This window comes from Mariniflexile sp. HNIBRBA6329 (genome assembly GCF_043558645.1).
Lineage (GTDB): Bacteria > Bacteroidota > Bacteroidia > Flavobacteriales > Flavobacteriaceae > Mariniflexile.
Genome location: NZ_JBIFXS010000016.1, coordinates 21,704 through 45,323, shown reverse-complemented (window position 1 = coordinate 45,323; position 23,620 = coordinate 21,704). Strand labels below are relative to the sequence as shown.

The window sequence follows — 23,620 nt, the reverse complement described above, 5'->3', positions numbered from 1 at the left end:
AAGCATGTTCTCTTATTTTATCTCCTGTCTAATGTAGTAATTCCAGTTTAAATCCAAGACATTACGTATTGCAAGAAATGGCGATTAAATATCACTAATAGGCTAATTGTATTTTTTTTGTTTAATTAAATTTGTTTAAATATTAATGTAAAAAAGTTTAAGACTATATATATTCTTTACTAAGAAATTATTGTACGTAATCTTTGGTTTTTTACATGGAAATATTTAATACAACTAAATAACCAATAAAACAACTAAAATTAATGAAGATGAAATTAAAGTTAATTATTTTAACAGCTGTCCTTACTAGTTGGTCAGCGGTGTTTGCTCAGAAAACTATTTCAGGTAGCATTCAAGATCTTGCAGGTATGCCATTACCTGGGGCATCAATTATAGAGAAAGGTACGACTAATGGGGTGCAATCAGATTTTGACGGGAATTTTGTTATTGATATTAATAATGAAAATGCTACTTTGATTATTTCGTACATTGGGTACTTGTCTAAGGAAGTTTCTGTTATTGGAAAAGACAAATTTTTAATTCAACTGGGAGAGGACACGACAGCTTTAGATGAAGTTGTGGTTGTAGGATACGGAACCACCATTAAGAAAAACATAACTACATCGGTAGTTTCGGTAGATGCTACTGATATACCAAACTCATCAAATTCAGGTGTTACAGATTTGTTGTTTGGTAAGGCGGCTGGTGTTCAGGTGAATCAGTCAAGCTCTCAACCTGGAGGTAGGGTTAATTTGTCAATTAGAGGTAGGGGCAATCCATTAGTTGTAGTAGATGGGGTAATTGTTCCTAGTAGTAATTTGGAGTCAGGTGTTAATCACGCCGAAACTAATAATGTTAATAGAGGTAATTTGGGAGGCGTAAATCCAAATGACATTCAGTCTGTTGAAATATTAAAAGACGCTAGTGCAGCCATTTATGGTGTAAATGCTGCCAATGGTGTTATTTTAATTACTACAAAAAAGGGAAAATCGGGTGCTATGAAGGTGAATGTGAATTTAAGCCATTCATTGCAAGTAAATGCGCCATATTTAGAGCAGTTAGAGGCTAAAGATTATATGCAATTTTATAACAGGTTTGAAGAGGATAGGTATCTTGCTCAAAATAATATGCAGCCATTTGGTAATACTGCACCATCGGGTTATGTGCCTACTTTTTCAAATAGTGATATTAATAATACAGTTAACACGGATTGGCTAGATCAGTTATTAAAATCTGGATATATAAATAATCTCAATATGAACGCAAGTGGAGGTTCTGAAAAAGCAACATATTATTTTTCTGGAGGCTATTTTGATCAGGAGGGTACCGTTCAGAATTCAGGGCTTAAGCAGCTAACAGGTAAATTGAGCTTGTCTTTTCAAATATTGCCTTTTGCTAAACTAAATGTTAGTGCTAATGGTAATCGTTCAACATATGGCAATCCTGTAGCTGGTCAGCAAACAGGAGGTGGCGGCGCAAATAGTTATGGTGCTTTGCAAGCGGCTCTTGCCTATCCTCGTTATTTGCCTGTTAAAGATCCTAATACTGGAGAGTTCACGCAATTTGGTTTAATAGGTAATCCAGTTGCGCAATTAGATATAAAAGATGAATCTAAAAACAGCTCTTTATTAACAACAACATCTTTAGATTTAACGATTATACCTGAGATGTTAACGGGTAAAGTATTGTATGGCTACAATGAGGAATCATCATTTAGAGACTTTTTTATACCATCTACAACTAACTGGTTTGATGATAATAGGGCACGCGCCTCATTACAACAATCTGATCGAGAAAGACATACGTTTGAATCGTATTTAACTTTTGTAAAAGATTTTACAAATCTAAAAATTAATGCAGTAGCTGGTTTTGGAGAATATATAGATAAAGGTTTTGGTTTTGGGGTACAGGCATTTGATATGTTAGATAACATAAACACTACTAATATTTCAGGGGCTCCCACAAATGGTAATTCTTGGAAATATATTAATAAAACAAGATCATATTTTGCGCGTGCGTCGTTTGATCTCTTTGATCGTTATTTAATTGAAGGAGCTATTAGACATGATGGTTTTAGTCAGTTTTTCCCAGAAAGTAAATTCGCGTCTTTTCCTAGTATTTCTGTTGGGTGGAAAATATCTAATGAACCATTTTTTGAAAGTTTAAAAGATAATATTGATCTTTTAAAGTTAAGAGGGAGTTACGGTACTACAGGAGAGACTTTGCCATCTGGAGCAGCTTATGGATATTATAATCCTATAGGTGATGTTATAGCTTTTGAAGATGGTAGTGTGTCTTATGTGTCTTATAGGCTTTCTCAACTTGACGACCCAAGCCTAACATGGCAGAAAACCATAATGAAAAATATTGGATTAGATATTGAAATGTTTAAAGGAAGACTGTATGGCTCTTTTGAGTGGTTTCAAGATAATATTACCAATTTGCTTAGAGGTTCTGTGAATACATCGGCTTTATCAGCTATTTCTACAAGACCTGCAAACGGTGGCGAACAAGTACGTGAAGGGTTTGATATAAATATTGGAGGCGACCTTATAAGAACAAATGATGTGAGATGGGACATGGCGGTTAATCTTTCTCATTTTGATTATAAATGGGTTGAAAGGTTTGCTCAAGATGATCCTTCAACATTTTTAAATGTGAATGATCCCGTAAGGAGTATGTATGCTTTTGAAACAAATGGTATTATACAAATTGGAGAAGCGATTTCAGATTATCAACCTGCTACTGCTAGTATAGCAGGAGCTCCAAGATTTGTTGACCAAAATGGGGATAATGTATTAGATAGGAATGATGTAATTATTTATGATCAAACCCCCAATCTTTCTTTTGGATTAACAACTAAATTTACTTATAAGAATTTTGATATCTCAACTGCACTATATGGACAAGTCGGGTCTTTTAAGCAAAATTATAGTTTAAACTGGGCAAACCCAATCTCAATGTTAGATTTGAATACTAGTGGAAGTGGCAATACAATTGATGTATGGTCTAGCCAAAACCCTAAAGGTACTTTGCCTGGGGTGACGTATGATGAAACTGCTCTGGGAAATATAGGAGATACAGTCAATTGGGGGTCAGACATAACTATTTCCAATGCTGATTTTTTAAGGGTAAGAAGTATCAATTTAGGATATACAATTACATCAGAACAGCTAAAATCTGTATTCTTTAATGACATGAGAGTGTATGTAGATATTCAAAACCCTTTCTTATTTACAAGCTATGAAGGAGGAGATCCGGAAGTTTTTACTCCAAGTGTAAAAGGTGCTTCAGCTCCTTATCCTATCGTGAAATCTTTTGCACTAGGCTTAAATATTAATTTTTAAAAAAAAACAATGAAAAGAATATTTTTATTATTAACAGTATTTGTTCTAGCAGTGTCATCATGTGATGATGGATTAGAACCACAGCTTTTTGGCACCTTAAACCCATTGACTTTTCCGTCAACTGAAAGCGAGTATGAATTATTGACTTTAGATTTGTATCAACCATTTAAATTAAGTTGGGGCTATACTGATGGTTCATTTAGATATAGTTTCTTTGGCCCTGTTGAGGGTACTATGCAATTATTTGATTTACCAACTGATTTGATGATTCCATGGGTTGGTGGTGAAGGTAATGATTTTAGAAGATCTAAAAGCATAGGTGATTTTAGTCCTATAGTAGCTCATAGTAGATCATATTCTCATTTTGAAAAAACAAGATTTGTCACTAGAGCGACTGGAATAATCAAAACTTTAGAAGAAGCTACTGTATTTACAGATGAGAATTCTAAAAGACAATTAATAGCCGAAGCTAGGATGGCTAGAGGCTGGACTATGTATATAATGTTACAGATGTATGGACCAGTTCCAGTGCTTTTGGATCCAGAACTAATTGGTAATCCTGAAGCTGAAGCAGATGTAACAAAGCCTAGTAATGATGAGTATGTTGCAAATGTTGCGGCTGACTTGCGTTATGCAGCAGATAATTTACCTCAAACTCCACCAGTATATGGTCGATTTAATAAGGGGGCTGCTTTAGTGGTTTTGATGAGATTATATTTAAATGATAGAAATTTCCAACAAGCAGAAGCCGTTGGAAGGGAGATTAAGAGCTTAGGGTATCTTTTAGTAGATGATTACGCTAGCCTGTTTAGAGAAGCAACAGAAAGGAATACAGAAACAATTTTTGCTGTCTCTTGTGATCCAACTTCTCAAGGTAGAGCAGCTGACGGTAGTTTTAATCCTTATAGTTGGTATTCGTTTCCTAATGATTTTCCTAGAAAACCAGGATGGTTTGGGCCAAGTGCACCTTATATGGCTACTTGGGAATTTTATGATTCATTTGACCCAACCGATGATAGAAGGGCGCTTTTAGTAAGTTCTTATGGATCTAGGAATCGTAGCAATATGGCTGGTGTTGTAATTGAAAAATATCCTGCAGAAGGCTCAAATGCTTATCAGGGTAATGATTATGTACTTGCAAGATATGCAGATGTAATGTTAATGTTAGCCGAAGCAATAAACGAAAATAATAATGGTCCTACTCAAGAGGCCATTGATTTGGTAAATGAAGTACATAGAAGATCAAATCCTTCAGGAGGGCTAACAAGTGATGATACTTCTTCTATGGCTGCATTTAATGATGCCATTTTAAGAGAAAGAGCTTGGGAATTGTATTTTGAGGGATTTAGATTACAAGATTTAAGAAGGCATAACAAATGGCCTCAAGCTTTGGAAGGAATTCCAGGTAAGAATCCAGGTTCATCTTCATATTACCCAATACCTCAATTTGCTTTAGACTATGGAGTTGCTCCAAATGAAGGTAATAATTAGAAATATACAAATAGTAGAAATCAAATAAGTTTACTTCATTGTATTAAAATATTGAATTTATTAATTAACAGTGAGTTAGTTTAGTTTAGTTTAGTTTAGTTTAGTAGTTTGAATTGGTATTTAAGGGAAGTTTACTTCCCTTAAATACTTTTCGAAATAAGTTTTCTTTTCCACATTTTTTGTATAATAAATAGGAGTAAAATGTATTCTAATGTGTTTATATCATAGATTTTATGCAAAAAGCCTTTCAGACAAAAAGAGATATGTTGAAAACTTGTATAGTTGAACGGGTAAATATTAATTGTGATGTGTCATTTCTTGCAGTGTATGGTTGTTTTCCTTAAGTTTTTGAACACATCTGTGGGCTTGTAACAAAAAAATGTGCAATTAGTTGAATTATTAAGCAGCTAGTTTGACGTTATACATATCTTATCCAAATTCTTTGATTGTTTTGTTTCCAAAATAATAATATCTTCTTTTGTTATTGAACAAGTCCTCTATCCACTGAAAAATTGATAATTCAATTTCAAATCATAGCTTGTGTTTATGTCTATAGAGCTCCTTTAATTTAAGGATTTAAAAAAGGATTCTACTACAGTATTTTCTTTAAACTTTTCTTACTATAATTAAATAAACTTAGCAAATATTGATATAGAATAGCTCAATATATATACATTTTTTGATTTGATTAGACTTTAAATTTGTAGATGAAATTAATCATTGCAAAATTATTTATCAATTAATTTTTCGAAAAGAAAAACAAACACACAAGTTGGAGCAAACAATTAAGGAGAAATCTCTCCTTCTTTTTAATATAGATTTATTTTAAAAAAGTTATATAATTAATAAAACAACACTTAATCAATAAAAAAATGAAGAAAGTCATATTGCAGTTCTGCTTAGGAATTTTATTTGGACCGACATTTTATTGTCAAAATTATTTTGAGAAAAGGAACATTAAAGAGTTCATGGACAAAACTAATGCTTATCAATTAGCTAATCCATGGAGTGAATATGATGACAATTGGATACGTGGTACCTATTATATAGGAGTTATGGCTTGCTATTTAGCTACTGAAGATGAAGCATATTTGAATCAGTGTAATGACCTTTGTGAATCATTAAAATGGACACTTCCAGCTATACCACCCGATAATGGAGGTAGTGGCGGTAACCTGTTAACGTGTGGGCAAATCATGATTGAAAGTTATATGGTGAGTAAGAAAAAATACAAGATAAAAAATATCATTTCACATCTTGAAAACCCTGAAATAAAGAATCCAATTTCAAATCCGCGAGAATGGTATTGGGAAGGAGGGAGACGTTTTGTTGACGGTTTATTTACGGGTCCTCCAGCTTTGGCCATGTTATATAAAGTCACCAAAGATGAAAAATACCTGCAATGGATGGAAACTTATGTTTGGGATGTATATGGAAAGCTATACGATACAGAAGAAAATTTGTTTTATCGTGACAAACGATATTTTCCAGAAAATGTTGAGCAACGCAAAAATGACCCACACAGGGAAGGAAATATGCAGTTAACTGCTTCTGGCAAAAAAGTAATTTGGTCAAGAGGAAATGGATGGGCTATAGCAGGTATTGCTCGCATATTAGAATACCTTCCAAAAGAACATGCCAGTTACAAAAGATACGAACAGTTACTTCAGAGAATGGCACAAGCGTTAAAAGAGTGCCAATCGGAAGAAGGATTCTGGTATCCTAACCTTGCAGATCCAGATGATGTTCATCTTAAAGAAACAAGTGGAACAAGCTTCTTTTTATACGGTTTAGCTTATGGAGTAAACAACGGACTTCTTGATAAAGATGAATTCACACCTGTTATCCGTAAAGGCTGGAAATCGGTTTGCGACGCAGTTAGTGCCGAAGGAAAAGTACAATGGGGACAACTGGTGGGAGACAGGCCAATAAATTTGTCAGCAGATGATTCGCATGAATATGTGACGGGAACTTTTCTTCTAGCCGCCAGTGAAATTTATAAAATGAACCTTAAGAACGAATAAAGTAAGATGTTATGATTAAATACCAGGAAAGATATCCCTCTCATCCCGATGATGTAAAGAATTATGATACAGAAAAATTGCGAAATGAATTTCTAATTGAAGATATTTTTGAAGCTGAAAAGATTAACCTTACTTACACTGGTTTGGACCGCTTTATAATAGGTGGAGCCATGCCTATAAATAAAGAACTCTCGCTGGAGGCTATTGACCCTTTGAAAGCAAAGCATTTCTGTGACCGTCGCGAGGTGGGAATAATAAATATTGGAGGTGAAGGAACTGTTGTTGTGGATGGTAAGGAGCATACCTTAAAACATAGGGATGCCATTTATATAGGACAAACTGTGAAAACCATTGTTTTAAAAAGTAAAGAAAAACAATTTCCTGCTATGTTCTTTATCAATTCTGCGACGGCGCATTGTGCATTTCCAACGAAAAAAATTTCTAAGAGTAAAGCAATTACAATGGATCTTGGCAAGGAAGAAGAGGCAAATAAAAGAGAGATTTCGCAGTATATTGTAAAAGCTACAACAGAAACCTGCCAGTTACAAATGGGAATTACTTCCTTAAAATCTGGCAATGTTTGGAATACGATGCCTCCTCATACTCACAATCGTAGAATGGAGGTTTATTTTTACACCGACCTAGATACTAATCAAAGAATTTGTCATTTTATGGGAACTTCACAAGAAACCAGACATATTTGGATGTCAAATAATCAAGCTGTAATTTCTCCCAATTGGTCAATACACTCAGGAGTTGGTACTTCAAACTATAGTTTTGTTTGGGGTATGGCAGGCGAAAATCTAGATTTTATGGATATGGATGGTGTCAAAGTCACAGAATTAAAATAAAAATAACACAAAATATATTAGAGCGCTTCCAGTTAAATGGAAAAGTAGCGCTTATAATGGGAGAATCTTCTGGAATTGGACGCGAATTAGCGATTGCATGAGACAAGCAGGAGCCAAAATTGTTATTAATGATTTATCGGAATGTAACTTAGCAAAGGCAAAGACATTTTTGAAGAGAATGGTATCGCTATCTATACCGTTGCTTTTGATGTGAATGATGAAAAATCAGTTGGCAGTGGATAATGAAAGTTTAACAAGATTGGATATTGAAGATATTAATATTCTTGTAAATAATGCAGGAATTATTAAGCATATTCCAATTTTGGAGATAGGAACTAAGGATTTCAAATAAATACTGGATATTAACTTAGTTTCGCCTTTGGTTGTTACAAAATTTGTTGTGCCAGACATGATTAAAAATTGGGGTGGGAAAATCATCAATATTTGTTCTTTGATGTTTAGTATGGCAGGAGTAATACAGTTTTAGTATAAGCTGCTGCAAAAGGTGGATTAATGATGCTTACCAAAAACATGTGAGTAGAGTGGAGGAAACATAATATTCAGTTAAATGCAATTGGATCGACATATAATAAAAACCCAAAACCTCTGACTTTGAAAATGAAATTCATCCGTTTAATAAACTAGTAATAATGTGCATACCAGCAGCACGCACGTTGAAGTGGAAGACCTTTGTGGACTGCTATTTTTTGGCTTGGATACAGGGAATTATATCAAAGGGCAAGTGTTATTTGTTGATGTTGGAATTATAGCTAATTTTGGATACATGGCTGGCGAGAATAATTAATTTTAGTTTAAAAGACATTATATCTTTTATCCTTAAATATAGAAAAAAAAGATGCCAGATAAAAGCAACGTTTACTATTAAATTTTATTTATTTTTATAGCTTTTCGATATTGGCTTGGAGATACTCCAGTTAGGCTCTTAAAAATCTGTGAAAATGCCGAGGGATTATTAAATCCAGATTCATAACAAATTTGCATAATCCCCATATCCTCTTCCAAAAGCAGTTTACATGCATATTCAATTCGAATGTCATAAACAAAAGCGGTTTAACTCTTTTTTACAGTATTTTTAAAATAACGGCAAAAAGCACTTCTCGATAAGTTGGAAATGTTTGCTATTTCTTCCAGAGTTATATTGCGTTTAAAATTTAGCATAGTATATTGAATAATTTTGTTCATTCTATCTTTCTCTTTGGGGTTAGATGACCGGTGCAAATCGAAATGAGATAATATGGATGTAGTTTCCGATTTTGAAATGAGGTTTAATATTTGTAATAGAGAAAGTATTTGTTCTAGGGGCGATTGGTTGAGCATCTCTCTTAAAATTGTTAAAATTACACTTTTTGATTTCCCCCTAATTTTTATTCCCCCATTTGCATCTTTCATCACCTTTGTAATTGGGTGTGATTCCTGAAGATTAAAAAAATCTTTTCCAGCAAAATCAGAATGAAACTTTACAACATAAGCCTTGGTTAAAAGGGACGTATCTGGTTCATAAAAGGCATCATTGGATTTCCATACGTGGGCCAGTTCTTCTCCAACAAGAACTAAATCCCCTTTCTTGTAGGGTTCTATACTACTTCCTATAATACGTGTTCCATAACCCGAAATTATATAGGCTAATTCCAGTTCTTTATGGTAATGTAAAGGGTTGGGAAAATGCGCATCCTCAAAATATTGAATAGCGACTGCTGTTCCCGGACAATACCCCGATGATAAAAATTTAGGTTTAGACATAATATCTTAAAGTTATCAGTATTCGGATTTTTAATGTTCAATTTGCAAAAATTAATATATTATTGGAAAATATCATATTAATTTAGCACTTTTTTTCTCTTACTTTGTAATATTAATTTAACTAAAAAAAGAAGATATGACTGCATTACATAAGTTAGTGATTTTATATTTTACTAGCCATTTAAGTGTTCATGCTCAATTAAATTATACCGAATATACTAACCTGTTTACACAGGAACAGAGGGCATGTCGTTGAGGATTTACGATACTAATTCGGAAAGCCCTAATTGAGACTATATTTTATAAAATACCCAAAAATAGCGCAATGAACGCATTCAGTAATTGTTAAAGCAGATCTAATGATTAAAAATAGGAAGACTTGCAAAGCAAGAATAATTTATGAAAACTTAATGGAAATGACGACAGCTATCAAGAAGTGTCTACGTGCAGACGGTAGTAGGAGCATGAGATTGTTAGGCTATGTTCAGCCTGTGGGGGTCGCACCTGGTGATTCCTTCACTGACGTGACAGAAGTCTACGGAATCGGTGCATTTGTGGAGGTAGAATCGGAAGTTTATCTACTGCTAGGAGGACAGATTGCTCTTAACACTAGTAGGAAAAAGTAGTACTGAAAATCAGAACCATGTTTAAAAAATTACTATCTAGAGTCTTATTGTTGTTAGTTGTTAACATTACTCTTTTTTCATGTAATGATGAATTAATTGGATATAGGATTAGTGTTACAAACCCCAGTGGATTGTCAAGAAAATCAGAAACTGTAGAAGTAAAATGGAACGAACTATCGAATTTTACTGGTAATACTGTATCCGATCTTTTGGTAAAAGATGAGCGAGGTAATATAATCTTTACTCAATTTATCGATTCCAACCTTGATTCAATTGTTGGGTGTCTCTTGTTTCAAGCCGATTTTAAGGGGAATGAAACTAAAATATTTACTTTGGTAATTGATACTTCCAAGGACATGGTTATTGAAAATAGCCTAAAAACATTCTGTCGCTCTGTACCCGAACGTATAGACGATTTTGCATGGGAAAACGATAAGGTTGCTTTTCGTACCTATGGACCAAGATGTCAGGAAATGTTTCAAGAAGGCACTCCCGGTGGATTGATTTCAAGTGGAATAGACTGTTGGCTTAAACGTGTTGATTATTTGATTATTGACAAATGGTACAAAAAGGAACTTAATGGAGGTTCGTATCATAATGATGATGGCGAAGGTTTGGACAATTATCATGTTGGAACAACAAGGGGGTGTGGAGGCACCGCCCTAATAAGTGATGAAGGATATGTTTTAAGTGAAAACTACGCACATTGGAAGATTATTGCCAATGGACCAATTCGTTCAATCTTCGAACTTGAGTATCCTGCTTATAAGGTAGATGATTTAAAAGTAACTGAGATAAAAAGGTTTACGATAGATTTAGGGGCTAATTTTTATCGTTGCGATGTTAAATACGCATGTAAGGAAGTGTTAAAAAAAGCTGCTGTGGGAATTACGCATCACAACAGCAATGGTATGGTAAATTTTAATACGAATAAGGATTATTTCACCTATTGGGAATCATTAGATGATAGTTTTTTGGGAACAGCTGTAATCCTTGATACTAGTACTTTGTCACCTATCGAGATAGCCATAAATAATGACAAGGATAATAACTGGATAAATTTTGGACTTAAAAATAATTCATTTTCCTATTGGTCTGGCTTTGGATGGAATAAGGCTGGTAATTTTTCTTCACTAGGTGAATGGAATGAATTTGTAGAAAAACAATCTAGACTAAACAAGACTCAATTATCAATAAAAATCGAAAAACTATAGACAATGTTGCAGATAAAGAATTTTTTAGAAATTGAAATAAACTAATTATAACGCTACAATGAGTTCTATTGATGTTCCAATATAGATTGAATTAGTATAACCCTGAAAATTGGATATTTGACTTCTTTTTTATTCTATTTAACTAATTCATAAGTGTTTATATAGGTTTTGCTAATTAATCACTTCTTTATATAGCTATTCAAAATTCGATTTACTCTATTATCTCAAACTCTATTTTGCATGAAATGGCTATTAATAAGCTGAAATAGGCTGACAATAAATGTTTTGTCTAACTATTTTTGGAAAAACATTGCTTTGCTTAAAAGTGGAATTTTTTTTTATATTGAATTGAAAATTTCTTAAAAAGATAAATGAAAATAAAATGAAGTATTACAATAGTTTTAAAGAACTAAAAGATTTGGCTCATTCAGAGCTTTTTACTGCCTTAGTAGGAGATGTAATGGATAAAATGGGGTATTTACATCAGTTTTTGCCCGCACAATTGAAACCAGTTGATTCAAAATCAATTGTTTTTGGTAAAGCAATGCCTGTCGTGGAAGCTGATGTTTTTGGAGAGCAATTAGAAAAATCGCATAATAGTTATATCAATAAACCTTTTGGTATCATGTTCGAAGCACTAGATAGTTTAGAGGAAGATGAAGTGTACATCTGTACTGGATCTTCTTTGCGCTATGCGCTTTGGGGAGGTTTAATGAGTACAAGAGCCATGAAATTAAAGGCTTCTGGAGCAGTTGTAGATGGTTATTCAAGAGACACCAATGAAGTTTTAAGGTTAGGTTTTCCAGTATTCAGTATGGGGACTTACGCGCAAGATCAGGGGCCAAGAGGAAAAGTGATTGATTATAGAGTGCCTATAGAAATTGGGAATGTTAGAATCAATCCAGGAGATATTATTTACGGCGATTTAGATGGCGTGGTTATCGTTCCACAAGATATTCAAGATGAAGTTTTTGAAAAGGCTTTAGAAAAAGCTAGAGGAGAAAAATTAGTTTTAAAAGCCCTTCAAGAGGGTATGAGTACCGTTGAGGCTTTTGAGAAGTTTGGTATCATGTAAAAAATAAAAATAAAATGAAAGCATTTAGTTTAGAAGGAAAAAAAGCGGTCATAACAGGCGGTGGAAGTGGTATAGGACTTGGCATTGCCAAAACATTTATAGAAGCTGGAGCTCAAGTTTTGTTAATAGGCAGAAGTGAAGATAAATTGATTGAAGCTAAAAAATCATTAGGCAATAATTGTAGTTACAAACCATTTGATGTTACCGATTTAGATAAAATCCCAAATTTAGTAGCAGAAACAGAAACTAATTGGGGGCATATAGACATATTAATAAATTGCGCTGGAACTCATTTAAAAAAAAATGCAGTTGACACCACTGATAGTGAGTTTTTAGGCGTCTTAAATGTGCATCTAATGAGTGTTTTTGCACTTACTAGAGAGTTTGCGAAAAGCATGGTAAAAAGGAAGCAAGGTTCTATTATCCTCATAAGTTCGATGACTGCGGTAATGGGAATGAAACAAGTTGTTGCCTATTCTACTGCAAAAACGGCTATTGTAGGTTTAATGAGAAGTATGGTTTCTGAACTTGCTATTGATAATGTTAGAATCAACACCATAGCCCCAGGGTGGATAGAATCTCCAATGCTTCATAAAGCTATAGATCATGATTTGCCAAGAAAAACTAAAATTTTAGGCAGAATACCATCCGGTAATTTTGGAGAACCAGAAGATATTGGTTATGCGGCGCTTTATTTAGCATCGGATGCTGGTAAATATATTAACGGCGTTTTTCTACCTGTTGATGGAGGAGCTGCAGGAGGTTTTTAAAAATTAACCAAACAATAAAAAAAAAATGCCAACTAACACCACCACCACATTTACTAATCCAAACACTAAAGATTCCAAAATAAGATGGACTATAGTGGCTTTACTATTTTTTGCAACAACTATTAATTATATAGACAGGCAAGTAATAGGCCTATTAAAACCCTTTATAGAGAAAGATTTACATTGGACTGAAGCCGATTATGGTTACATCGTTACAGCCTTTCAAATTGCCTATGCCATTGGGCTTTTAATAAGCGGAAGCTTATTGGATAAGCTAGGGTCTCGATTGGGATATACTTTAGCTATTATAATATGGAGTATAGGAGCCATATTACACGCTTTTGTACATTCTGTTATGGGTTTTGGTATTGTAAGGGCTGTTTTAGGCATTGGTGAAGCAGCAAATTTTCCTGCTGCGGTAAAATCTGTAGCAGAATGGTTTCCTAAAAAAGATAGAGCTCTTGCTACAGGTATATTTAATTCAGGGGCTACCGTTGGTGCCATTCTTGCACCTATAATTGTAGGGGGTATAACCCTTACATTAAATTGGAAATGGGCTTTTATAATCACAGGACTATTAGGTTTTATTTGGATTATTTTTTGGGTTTTAATTTATAGAGTTCCTGAAAAGCATAAACGCGTATCAGCTAAAGAGTTGGAATATATTTTATCAGACAATGATACTGTTGCAGAAACTATAAATGATAAGGGAATAACTTGGGGAGCTTTATTTAAATACAGACAAACCTATGCTATTTGTTTATCACGTTTTTTCACAGATTGGGTTTGGTGGTTTTTTCTTTTTTGGGCGCCCGATTTTTTAAACAAAACACAGAATATAGATCTTAAAGCGTCTATCGTACCACTTATTATAATTTATTCAATGGCAAGTTTTGGCGGTGTTTTTGGCGGTGCGCTATCTTCTAGACTTATAAAAATTGGTAAAACTATTGATTTTGCAAGAAAAACAGCCATCTTAGTTTGTGCGATGCTAGTATTACCTTTAATTTTTGCAACGCAGTTCGATAATCTTTGGGTTGTGGTTATAATAATTGGTTTCGCAACGGCGGCTCATCAAGGGTGGGCATCTAATATTTTTACTATTGTGTCTGATGTTTATCCTAAAAAGGCTGTGGCCACTATGGTAGGGCTTTCTGGATTTTCTGGTGCAATAGGAGGAGCGTTAGCAGCATCGTTTGTTGGACTTATTTTAAATATTAGCGGAAGTTATACCCTTATTTTTATTATAGCGAGTACTATGTATTTGTTGGCTTGGTTAATATTAAAATTAATGATTCCTCAAATAAAACCTATTGATCAATAAAAATGGAAAAATTTGTTCAATTGCATATCAATGATAATATTGTAATTGCCTTAAAAAAGTTTGAGACAGGTGATATTATTAACGTGAACGGAGAAGAGATACCATTAAAGGAGTCTATAGATTTTGGTCATAAAATAGCAATAAAACCTATTTCAAAAAAAAATAAAATATTAAAATATGGTCTTTCAATAGGAAGCGCCACACAAAATATAGTTCCAGGTGAACATGTGCATAGCCATAATTTGGAAACAGATTATTTAATTAATCAATAACTTTTAAATCCACAAAATGAAGGGGTATTTAAGAAAAGACGGAAGAAAAGGGATTCGCAATGTTATAGTTGTGGCTTATTTGGTTGAATGTGCTCATCATGTGGCTCGCCAAATTGTTGCAGAATTTTCAGGTCAGGAAGTTCATTTAATTGGTTTTAGTGGTTGTGCGCCTAATGATTATGCTCATAAAATGATGCAAAATCTTTGTACACACCCGAATGTTGGCGCAGTTTTGTTGGTGTCTTTAGGTTGTGAAAATTTTAATAGACATAGATTGTCCAAGCATATTTCAGAAAGTGGTAGACCCGTTGAAAAATTAGTGATACAAGAGTGTGGAGGCACGCTTACCTCAGTGCAAAAAGGGAAAGAGATTATAAGTAACTTTTTTTCAGAATTGAAAAAGGTAGAAAAAATAGATTTTAAACTTACCGATCTCATGGTTGGAACCATTTGCGGTGGCTCTGATGCCACTAGTGGATTTACAGCAAACCCTTCTATAGGGAAAGCTTTTGATAAATTGGTTGCTGAAGGTGCTATTTGTATGTTTGAAGAGCCTGGTGAACTGATGGGATGCGAACATTTGATGGCAGAAAGAGCAGCCAATGAGGAAGTGGGTAAAGAGTTAGTAGCTTGTATCAAAAAAGCCGATAATTATTATAAAAAGATGGGGCACGATAGTTTTTCTGCAGGTAATGCTGTTGGTGGATTAACAACTATTGAAGAAAAATCGTTAGGCTCCTATTCAAAAAGTGGTAGTTTGCCTATAAAGGCTTTGATTCGTCCTGGAGAAATACCTACAGAATCTGGTTTGTATTTTATGGATGTGATTCCCGATGGTGATGCTTTATGGGGATTTCCAAATATTAACGACAATACTGAAATTGTAGAAATGATTGCCAGTGGCTGCCATATTATTCTGTTTTCAACAGGGCGTGGTTCTGTTGTTGGTTCAGCTATATCTCCAGTCATTAAAGTTTGTGGAAATCCTAAAACGTATCAAAACCTTTCAGGTGATATGGATATCAATTCAGGAAAGATAATTACAGAAGGAGCTTCATTAGACGAACTTGGAGATGAAATTTACATACTTATTAAAGACGTAATTGCAGGTGAAAAAACAAAATCTGAAATATTAGGGCATCAAGAGTTTAGTCTGGGTTATAAATATTTTGAGTATGGCAAGAAAAATTGCGAAATATAATAGTATTTATAATTTTTTTCTCAAATGTTTTCATGTCTCCACTTCATTGGAGGGACTCCCTCAATAGCTGAAAACCATCTACTTATATGTGTTGCATCGTCAAAGCCAAGGCTATAGGCAATTTCTTTAATTGATAAATTTTGATTTCGGAGTAGGTCTTTAAATTTTTTAAGTTTGTATAATTGTATTTCATCATGAATGGTGGTTTTTGTCACTTCTTTAAATCTAGAGTGTAAACTTCTGCGACTAATATTAGTTACTTTAACCACATCCGTCACGGTTATATTTAAATGAGTGTTATTTCTAATATAATGGAGTGCTTTTATGACTTCTTCATCTTTACAAGCTATAGTGTCTGTAGAGGTGCGTTCAACTACATCAAGGGGTTCTGTTGGAATGTTATAATCTTCAATAATTTCATTGTTCATCATTCTGTCTAAAATTTTACAGGCATTAAAAGCAGCTTTGATATGGTTTCGAGCTATACTAGACAGTTTTGGATGCGTTAAATTGCATAGTAATTCATCATTATCAATACCTAAAATTGCTATTTCATAAGGTATTTTTAAACCACCAATAGAACAAGCATTAATTAATATTCTGGCAAAGTCATCATTACAACATAAGATACCTATAGGTTTAGGTAAAGATTTTAACCAAGCGGTTATTTCCTCAAAATTATGTCTTAATCCTTTTCTTGATTTAACTTTAGCCGAATAATCAAAAACATCTATGCCCATTAAATTGGCATGATTTTTAAAGCTAGTATTCCTCTTGTTGGACCACTCTAAATCTTTTTCACCAAAAAATGCAAGCTTTCTTAATCCTAGTGATATAAAATAATTAACAGCTAGTTTACTATCAGCGTCATAATTGCCCATTAGATATGGTTTGTTGTCAATATGTTGAAAACCGCATGCTTGAACAAATGGGATTCTGTGTTTAGCAACAGTTGGCATATTGATAATATTTTCTAGAATACAGCCGTCAGGTTTTATAAGGGTTATTAACTTACTTAAATCGCTTGATTTTGAATCTTTTAGGTAATATGCAGGTTCAAAAATAATTTCCCAATTAGAAAACTGATTATTATATTCATGAATACCCTTTAATAAGTCACGCCCATAACCACGCCCTGATTCAAGTTGAACAAAAACTTTTTTCATTTTTTTAGGTTTATCTTGTTAATCTCGAAAAATCTAATTTGCAATAAATATAAGGATTAGTTTTAAATGTTTATGAACTCTTACTTCATATAAAATTTTAATTAAAGCCCTAGTATGTTTAGGGTTCATAAATAAGGCCGGCCATAAATTGTGCGCAATATGGCTATAAAACTACAAAAATTGGCTATACGGGCTGGCATTAGTATCTTAATTTTGCTTTTCTATCATTAAATGTCTGATTAAATGGTAACGTGTTATTGAAGAAGTAGGTTAATTACTATATATATGGTAGATTGGAACAAAGTGATTTTTTTTTTGTTTTTTAGGTCTCCCAGATAAAAGAACGGTAGCTTAAACCAAACATTCAGTTAATAATTAAAAAATAATAAAGATTCTGTGAATAAAATTGTAACTAAGAAGAGGGTTGTTAGCTTTATTGCAAGTGGGGTTTTAACTTTCACGTGCATGGAGATGCCTGCCCAGATGATTTCAAAATCATTTGAAATGAGAGCGTTTTCAAAATCCTTGGCGACCGATGGGGAAACAGATTTTAAAGGAAAAACAGAAACTTTTACTACCAAAGAAAGGGTTGCTTTTTTAAATGATTATGCAAACTATGGCAAACTATTTTGGGATGATAAAAAGCTCAATAAGGAAGTTTATCCTCTTGAAAATGCCCAAAAGTTATTAAAAAACCTAAAACCACGCCCTGTTTCAAAAGTTAGAAATAGATTGTTAACTGATGAATGGCTATATAAAGGTTATAAAGCTAATAAAGAAATTAAAGAAGCAGAGGAGCTCAACAAATGGAAATCTACGGAAGATATCCAAATTGAAAATTCTGAACTCGTTTTTGTTAAGGAAGGTGAGTTGACAAGGGCTGTTGATACTCAAAATTGGCGTTGTAGATTTGAAGTTGATATTGACTTGTTTCAGTCTAAAAGCTTTAGTCTTTCATTAGATAATTGTGCCGAAATAGGGAAAGATACTTCAGGGAAATACTATTATGTTGTTAATGGAAAGAAAGTTTATTTTACACCTAAAAGCAATGCTTCAGGATTGATTCCTGTTAAAATCGATTTGGATTTCACGACCCATCGCTATAATCTTTACATAGAAGATCGGTTAATTGCAGATTATACAGCTTTTTCAGACAGTACACAAAATGCTTTTTCTACTCTGGTTATTAAGGGGCAAAAAGGTTTAAAAATAGATAATATTCTTGGTATAGGTTATAAAAAATTAGATGCGGATGCTCATTATCCATTTGAAATCAATACGTTTATAGATGAAGATTTTTCTGTATCTAAAGCTATTGGAGACTGGAATAGTTTGGCTTATGATGACTCAGATTGGCAGAGTAATAAGCTTCCAGTAGTCCATGGAGGGGAACGTTATAAGGGAGAAGATCTTTACCTCCGAAAAACCATCAATATTAAAAATATCAAGGAGTATAAGACGGCAAATCTTTATATAGAATCTTTAACACCTTCAGGAATTGTTTATGTTAATGGAGTGACCGTAGAGGTCATCCATGATGCTGGTCCTGTAAATATTGATATTAGTAAATATTTAAGGTCTGGTAATAATTTAATTGCCATAAAAGTAGATGCTTACCAGGTTGCTCCAGACCAGATTATGACACATACCTCTACAGATGTACATACTGGTTGGTTTGCGGGAAGAATTCACCTAGACTTGTTAAAAAATGCATATATAAAAGATGTGTTTACCTATACAGATTCTATATCTGATACCCAAGCAGAACAAATAATAAAAGTTACCTATCGTAATTTAAATGAAGATAGATTTAAAGGGAAATTACGTATAAGCATGGCTCCATGGTTCCCAAATGAAGGAAATGTAGTTGCTTTTAAAGAAATATCGCTAAATGCCATACCTATTGATAAACTTAATATAACTAAGTTAATTATTGAAAATGCAAAGCTATGGACCGCTGATGATCCACAGTTATATCTTGTGAAAACCGAGTTGTTAAACGAAAAGGGAGAGGTAATAGACGATTATGTTGTAACTACGGGAATAAGAACTATATCACAACAAGGCGGAACCTTTCAAATAAATAACAAGCCAGAATTTTTAAAAGCACCATTGTTATTTGGGAATAGAGCGCCTCTTGAAAAAATTGCCCAGTGGGACAAATGTCCTCCTTTAGAGTACCTTGTCCAAGAAATGATGATGGTGAAGAACATGAATGGCAACGGTATTCGTATGAGTGTTCATGATTCGAAAACCGGAGGGATAAATGATCCGCGTATTGCAGAATTGGCAGATCAACTGGGGTTGATGCTCATCTGGCAAACTTCTGCATGGATCAGACAAGGAAATGTGTTTAACATTGATTTTGAACGTTTTCAAGCAGATGCCAAAGTTGTAAGAAATCATCCGTCTATAATTATTTGGCAATCGGCAAACCACCCCTATTCTTGGTATGGTTGGGAGGGAATTACAACTACCTATAAAAAAATATACGAACCCATCGTAGCTATAGATTCCTCCCGGCTTATCTCTCCTAGTGCTGATATGAGAATCATGTACGATATTCCAAATGATGAGGGAACCAAGGATAATTCCGGTAATATTTTAACCCCTGATCCAATTTGGACCGCTCCACTTATAACAAGGGGTAGCATGGACTATATTGGTGGTTATGGCGCTGAATGGACCACATTACGTAAATGGCCTTTCTTGGAAAAAGACGAACGACCACTTTATTATGAAACCAACGAATTTCAAACCAGCTTTCTCAATAGTAGGGATAGGGCGTATTTTAACTTTGAACAAGATGAATCTATAGGACAACCCAATTGGAGTCTTTCAAAGGGAAAACCGTGGTATCATGTTCCTTCATACGAATGGGATTATGATATTGGAAGTATAGGTAGGCGTTTAGAATTTAATGAGTGGGAAGCAAGTCAGGCTTGGCAAGCACTTATTGCCTATGAAACACTTAAGAAAAACAGACTGATGGATTATGACGGCATTAGCTGGTGCAATCTACGTGGAGGACCAAATACCGCTACGTATCAAAAACCATTAATTGATTATTTAGGGTTCGCAAAGTTAGCTTATCACTCACATAATATGGGATTTCAGGATATTGTGGCCGGAAGTGACAATGTGGATGTTGTTTATGGGCCCAATGATATGATAACTCCGGTAATCATGAATATTGGAGAAGCTAGAAAAGTAAATTTAACAGTTCAACTAAAAACCCCAAATGGAAAAATTGTAGAAACTAAGAAATTTTCTAATATATCATTAGAGCAGGGAAGAAGCATAAATAAATTAAAACCATTTAGATTTTCATCTAAAAGAACAGGAAACTATGTTGTTGAATATATTGTTTATGAGTTAAAATAAAAGGTTTTAAAGTATACAAGAATATAAATGAGTATTAAAAATTATCCAATAATGAAAAATAAATATTTTCCTTCACTGTTTTTAGTGATACTATTTTCTACTATTTCCTTATTTGGACAAGAAGAACAATTGCTTAATGGTAAGTGGTTAATGGGAGAAAACCAGAATTATAAATCAGAAGTAATGGTTCCCGGAATTCACTGTGACCCTACCAAAATGAATGATGAAACGCTTTGGTACAAACGTGAAATAGTTTTGCCTAACGGCAAATGGAAATATGCTACACTTGAATTGAAAGGTGCTAGATTTGCTCCAGAGGTATTTGTAGATGGCATTTCTGTATCACGTGCCAATGGAGGGATGGCACCAACATTCCATCTACTTAAGAGTGATAAAGTTAAACCAGGAAAAAAAATAACCTTAGAAATAGCCCTTGCTTCCTTAAAAAATCTACCAAAATCAGATGCTTCATACATTCCTGAAACCGACCATTGGCGTTCAAATATTTCATCTGGATTATGGGACGATGTCATTCTGCATTTTCATGGAGAACATAAAATAGGTAATGTAATACCCAACGCAACGTCAGAAAATAAAACACTTAGTGTTGATTTTTATGTTGAGGACATAGTAAAATCAAAAAAAGCAAAGGGTGATTATTATTTTAATGTTGTTGATAATGAAGGGAATATAATATTAAAACAAAAGGGGAAATACACAGAAGGGAAAAATACAGTTACTTTTAATTATAAAAATAAATTAGAGGAATGGTCTCCTGAGAATCCGGCTCTTTATAAAATGGATATCCTTTTAGAGCAAAATGGTGACCTTGTACATAAAACTTCTCGTAAACTTGGAGTTAGAAAGTTTGAGGTAAACAATAAACAATTGTACCTAAATGGTAACTTGTTTAAGTTTAGAGGGAGTTCTGTTACCTGGCATAGATGGATGAGAACGGAAGATGGTCCTAAGCTAGGTTATGACACCAATTGGTTTAAAGAAAACATAATATTTCGTTTAAAGGAACATGGCGCGAATTCAGTGAATTTTCACCTAGGTCCACCGCCTTCAAGACTTCTCGACTTATGCGATCAGTACGGTATTTTGGTGCGTTATGAATGGAGTTTTTTTCATGGTATGCCTGCCTCTCGAGAGAGTTGTGTTGAGCAATACGCTTCATGGATGGCTTCATCAATGAACCATCCTAGTATAAATATGTATTACCCATATAATGAAACGGATGGTAAGGAATTGCAAACGGCATGGAGCGCATTAGATGAAGTGTTAAAAATATATCCTCCTTTGGTTTTCTCTCATAGAGATATCATTCATCTTCATAAGTATTGGTGGAGTCTATTTGAAAACCTTGGATTATCATACGATTCTTATAATCAGTTTGAAAAAGCAGTAATTGCAGATGAGTTTGGGGGTAATTACCTCAATTCCGATGGTGATGAAGGTGGATATCCAGCAGTTAAAGAAACATATTTACGTTTTTTGGGAAGAAACCACACTAAGGAGATGCGTATGAAGCATCTTGAGCTATCCAACGGAAAAATTGCAGAATATTGGAGACGTGTTGACGTTGCAGGTTGGACTCCTTTTACCGCATTAGGAAGTTATGAAGATGGAAATAATTGGTTTTTAGGTAATTTAAAAGAAGGTAATCCTATGTCTGTTTGGAATGCACTTACCTCATCTTGGTCTCCTCTTTCAGTCAGTTTAGAGCTTTGGGATAAGAACTTTGTGCCTAATGAGCAGGTAACAGTACCAATTTATTTTTTCAATGATTTTCCTTATAACCAAACTCTTCAAGTTAAAGTAACACTTAAGGATGAGAATGGTAAAATATTTTTTGAAGAATACTTGAATAAAGAGGTAGCCGCTACTTCCCAAGTAACGGATAGTATTACATTAAAATTGCCGAAGTTTATTGGAGATTATAAACTTACAGCTGAGTTAATCAATCGTCCGGCCGGAGTAAAATATCCTGTTACTTCATCTTGGGATATTAGAACATTTAGAGCAAAAGTTTCAGATGAACTTATGGCAGCTAAAATATATGTTCCTGAAGAAGAAAAAGAACTAAACTCAGTTATTAAGAATTATGATTTTAATAAAGTAAATAAACCTACAAGAGCAAATATCATTTTACTTTCTAGCAGTTCTTGGCAAAAAATAGCCAATGACGATAAGCATATAATAAATATGATTAACAACGCCATTAATAATGGTATATCTGTTGTTATGTTAGATGTTGGACCAAGAAGTCTTGGGCGTGGTTATCCTCAAAAGGAAGGAGAGCTTGTAGCAATGGATTTAACAGGGACAATAAAAAGGCCTAGGGTTATAGACAATCCTCTTTTTGGTAGTATATTTTTAAGATTCAGGGAGAGTGCAGAGGCAGAAACCCATATTTTTCCTAGTGTAAAAGACAATTCGCTTTGGAAGAACCTTCCTAAAAGTTTTTCGGGAATGTGGAACGGATTAAGAGGGAACCTTATGGTTCCTGCTTGGGAGATGGACGTGCAAGGCGTTAATGCCGATTTGTTTTTAGAACAATGGATAGGACGTGGAGCTAACAAAGAAAGCATTACAAAAGGAAACTCATACTTTGCATATGAACTGCATGGGTACTATGAGTTTTCGGAAAAAGCAGATGATGAAGGAACTAAAAAGCGACTTAAGGACAAAGTATTACAACATATAGAAGATGCTCCATCGTTGGCAGTATTCTTAGATATGTCAGTTCCAATAAAATCTACCGATATTGTTTCTGGGTATAAAAATGCTAATGTTGGTATGGCAAAAAGCCTTGCTATAATGGCAAATGCAGGTAAAAATTTGACTAAAGCACCAGTGATGATGATTGAGTTTGGTGATGCCAAAGGAAATATGTTGATTTCTCAATTACTTACTAAGGATAGATTAGTTCCACATCCAAGAACAGAAAAACTTTATGATATTCGTTATGATGAAACAGCTGTCCAGATTTTATTTAATATGATGGAGAAAGCTTTGGTTTTTGAGCAATAATAACAGCCATAATTAATAAAAAAAAAGGTATAAATAAGTTTTAACAAAGGTTTAAAATGAAAGTTAGTAAAATGAAAG

16 protein-coding genes and 2 pseudogenes are annotated in these 23,620 nt (G+C 33.9%); 14 read left to right on the top strand and 4 right to left on the bottom strand.

What is annotated here, in order from left to right; genetic code table 11:
* Window positions 1-263 precede the first annotated feature (263 nt).
* Both ACGK9U_RS14330 and ACGK9U_RS14325 read left to right on the top strand, forming a co-directional pair.
* Window positions 264-3,347 (top strand): SusC/RagA family TonB-linked outer membrane protein, encoded by a 3,084-nt coding sequence (locus ACGK9U_RS14330; protein WP_394467128.1) that lies wholly within the window; start codon window positions 264-266, stop codon window positions 3,345-3,347.
* A 9-nt stretch (window positions 3,348-3,356) separates the two neighbouring features.
* Window positions 3,357-4,838 carry a RagB/SusD family nutrient uptake outer membrane protein gene (locus tag ACGK9U_RS14325; RefSeq protein WP_394467126.1) on the top strand — a complete coding sequence of 494 codons (1,482 nt, stop codon included), beginning with the start codon at window positions 3,357-3,359 and terminating at the stop codon, window positions 4,836-4,838.
* Between the two features lie 429 nt (window positions 4,839-5,267).
* Here the strand turns inward: ACGK9U_RS14325 and ACGK9U_RS14320 are convergent.
* Window positions 5,268-5,443, bottom strand: a pseudogene (locus ACGK9U_RS14320) (IS3 family transposase); the annotation flags it as partial.
* A gap of 267 nt (window positions 5,444-5,710) precedes the next feature.
* On the opposite strand from ACGK9U_RS14320, the gene ACGK9U_RS14315 reads away from it, so the two are divergent.
* From ACGK9U_RS14315 to ACGK9U_RS14300, 4 genes are all read left to right on the top strand, one after another.
* A complete protein-coding gene (locus tag ACGK9U_RS14315; protein WP_394467124.1) occupies window positions 5,711-6,862 on the top strand; it encodes a glycoside hydrolase family 88 protein in 1,152 nt (383 codons plus the stop codon).
* 11 nt (window positions 6,863-6,873) lie between these two features.
* The gene (gene kduI / locus ACGK9U_RS14310) at window positions 6,874-7,713 is read left to right on the top strand and encodes a 5-dehydro-4-deoxy-D-glucuronate isomerase (protein ID WP_394467122.1); all 840 of its coding nucleotides are present in this window, start codon (window positions 6,874-6,876) and stop codon (window positions 7,711-7,713) included.
* Between the two features lie 352 nt (window positions 7,714-8,065).
* Window positions 8,066-8,200, top strand: a complete 135-nt coding sequence (locus tag ACGK9U_RS14305; protein WP_394467139.1) for an SDR family NAD(P)-dependent oxidoreductase — start codon at window positions 8,066-8,068, stop codon at window positions 8,198-8,200.
* A 165-nt stretch (window positions 8,201-8,365) separates the two neighbouring features.
* A complete protein-coding gene (locus ACGK9U_RS14300) occupies window positions 8,366-8,518 on the top strand; it encodes a hypothetical protein (RefSeq protein WP_394467120.1) in 153 nt (50 codons plus the stop codon).
* A 77-nt stretch (window positions 8,519-8,595) separates the two neighbouring features.
* On the opposite strand, the pseudogene ACGK9U_RS14295 reads toward ACGK9U_RS14300, so the two are convergent.
* Window positions 8,596-8,769, bottom strand: a pseudogene (locus tag ACGK9U_RS14295) (helix-turn-helix domain-containing protein); the annotation flags it as partial.
* Window positions 8,770-8,784: 15 nt separating this feature from the next.
* Complete coding sequence (locus ACGK9U_RS14290; protein ID WP_394467118.1) at window positions 8,785-9,474, bottom strand: hypothetical protein; 690 nt, start codon at window positions 9,472-9,474, stop codon at window positions 8,785-8,787.
* 643 nt (window positions 9,475-10,117) lie between these two features.
* On the opposite strand from ACGK9U_RS14290, the gene ACGK9U_RS14285 reads away from it, so the two are divergent.
* The 6 genes from ACGK9U_RS14285 (at window position 10,118) to ACGK9U_RS14260 (ending at window position 15,956) form a co-directional block, all read left to right on the top strand.
* Window positions 10,118-11,314 carry a DUF4861 family protein gene (locus ACGK9U_RS14285; RefSeq protein ID WP_394467116.1) on the top strand — a complete coding sequence of 399 codons (1,197 nt, stop codon included), beginning with the start codon at window positions 10,118-10,120 and terminating at the stop codon, window positions 11,312-11,314.
* Window positions 11,315-11,696: 382 nt separating this feature from the next.
* A complete protein-coding gene (locus ACGK9U_RS14280; protein ID WP_394467114.1) occupies window positions 11,697-12,389 on the top strand; it encodes an RraA family protein in 693 nt (230 codons plus the stop codon).
* A 14-nt stretch (window positions 12,390-12,403) separates the two neighbouring features.
* Window positions 12,404-13,159 carry an SDR family NAD(P)-dependent oxidoreductase gene (locus ACGK9U_RS14275; protein ID WP_394467112.1) on the top strand — a complete coding sequence of 252 codons (756 nt, stop codon included), beginning with the start codon at window positions 12,404-12,406 and terminating at the stop codon, window positions 13,157-13,159.
* Window positions 13,160-13,184: 25 nt separating this feature from the next.
* Window positions 13,185-14,483 carry an MFS transporter gene (locus tag ACGK9U_RS14270; protein WP_394467110.1) on the top strand — a complete coding sequence of 433 codons (1,299 nt, stop codon included), beginning with the start codon at window positions 13,185-13,187 and terminating at the stop codon, window positions 14,481-14,483.
* 2 nt (window positions 14,484-14,485) lie between these two features.
* Complete coding sequence (locus ACGK9U_RS14265) at window positions 14,486-14,755, top strand: UxaA family hydrolase (protein ID WP_394467108.1); 270 nt, start codon at window positions 14,486-14,488, stop codon at window positions 14,753-14,755.
* A gap of 16 nt (window positions 14,756-14,771) precedes the next feature.
* The gene (locus ACGK9U_RS14260; protein ID WP_394467106.1) at window positions 14,772-15,956 is read left to right on the top strand and encodes a UxaA family hydrolase; all 1,185 of its coding nucleotides are present in this window, start codon (window positions 14,772-14,774) and stop codon (window positions 15,954-15,956) included.
* Window positions 15,957-15,976: 20 nt separating this feature from the next.
* Here the strand turns inward: ACGK9U_RS14260 and ACGK9U_RS14255 are convergent, their stop codons facing one another.
* Window positions 15,977-17,122 carry a DNA-binding transcriptional regulator gene (locus ACGK9U_RS14255; protein ID WP_394467104.1) on the bottom strand — a complete coding sequence of 382 codons (1,146 nt, stop codon included), beginning with the start codon at window positions 17,120-17,122 and terminating at the stop codon, window positions 15,977-15,979.
* Between the two features lie 465 nt (window positions 17,123-17,587).
* Between ACGK9U_RS14255 and ACGK9U_RS14250 the strand changes: the two genes are divergently transcribed.
* Window positions 17,588-20,506, top strand: coding sequence for a glycoside hydrolase family 2 TIM barrel-domain containing protein (locus tag ACGK9U_RS14250; RefSeq protein WP_394467103.1), 2,919 nt, complete (start codon window positions 17,588-17,590; stop codon window positions 20,504-20,506).
* Between the two features lie 51 nt (window positions 20,507-20,557).
* Entirely contained in the window at window positions 20,558-23,542 is a 2,985-nt protein-coding gene (locus ACGK9U_RS14245; RefSeq protein ID WP_394467102.1) for a hypothetical protein, read from the top strand.
* Window positions 23,543-23,620: the final 78 nt, after the last annotated feature.

What these genes read in the sequence shown, in the direction of transcription:
- ACGK9U_RS14330 (WP_394467128.1), top strand. Translation starts at nt 264, where the DNA reads ATGAAGATGAAATTAAAGTTAATTATTTTAACAGCTGTCCTTACTAGT.
- ACGK9U_RS14325 (WP_394467126.1), top strand. Translation starts at nt 3,357, where the DNA reads ATGAAAAGAATATTTTTATTATTAACAGTATTTGTTCTAGCAGTGTCA.
- ACGK9U_RS14315 (WP_394467124.1), top strand. Translation starts at nt 5,711, where the DNA reads ATGAAGAAAGTCATATTGCAGTTCTGCTTAGGAATTTTATTTGGACCG.
- kduI (WP_394467122.1), top strand. Translation starts at nt 6,874, where the DNA reads ATGATTAAATACCAGGAAAGATATCCCTCTCATCCCGATGATGTAAAG.
- ACGK9U_RS14290 (WP_394467118.1), bottom strand. Translation starts at nt 9,474, where the DNA reads ATGTCTAAACCTAAATTTTTATCATCGGGGTATTGTCCGGGAACAGCA.
- ACGK9U_RS14285 (WP_394467116.1), top strand. Translation starts at nt 10,118, where the DNA reads ATGTTTAAAAAATTACTATCTAGAGTCTTATTGTTGTTAGTTGTTAAC.
- ACGK9U_RS14280 (WP_394467114.1), top strand. Translation starts at nt 11,697, where the DNA reads ATGAAGTATTACAATAGTTTTAAAGAACTAAAAGATTTGGCTCATTCA.
- ACGK9U_RS14275 (WP_394467112.1), top strand. Translation starts at nt 12,404, where the DNA reads ATGAAAGCATTTAGTTTAGAAGGAAAAAAAGCGGTCATAACAGGCGGT.
- ACGK9U_RS14270 (WP_394467110.1), top strand. Translation starts at nt 13,185, where the DNA reads ATGCCAACTAACACCACCACCACATTTACTAATCCAAACACTAAAGAT.
- ACGK9U_RS14265 (WP_394467108.1), top strand. Translation starts at nt 14,486, where the DNA reads ATGGAAAAATTTGTTCAATTGCATATCAATGATAATATTGTAATTGCC.
- ACGK9U_RS14260 (WP_394467106.1), top strand. Translation starts at nt 14,772, where the DNA reads ATGAAGGGGTATTTAAGAAAAGACGGAAGAAAAGGGATTCGCAATGTT.
- ACGK9U_RS14255 (WP_394467104.1), bottom strand. Translation starts at nt 17,122, where the DNA reads ATGAAAAAAGTTTTTGTTCAACTTGAATCAGGGCGTGGTTATGGGCGT.
- ACGK9U_RS14250 (WP_394467103.1), top strand. Translation starts at nt 17,588, where the DNA reads ATGGAGATGCCTGCCCAGATGATTTCAAAATCATTTGAAATGAGAGCG.
- ACGK9U_RS14245 (WP_394467102.1), top strand. Translation starts at nt 20,558, where the DNA reads ATGAAAAATAAATATTTTCCTTCACTGTTTTTAGTGATACTATTTTCT.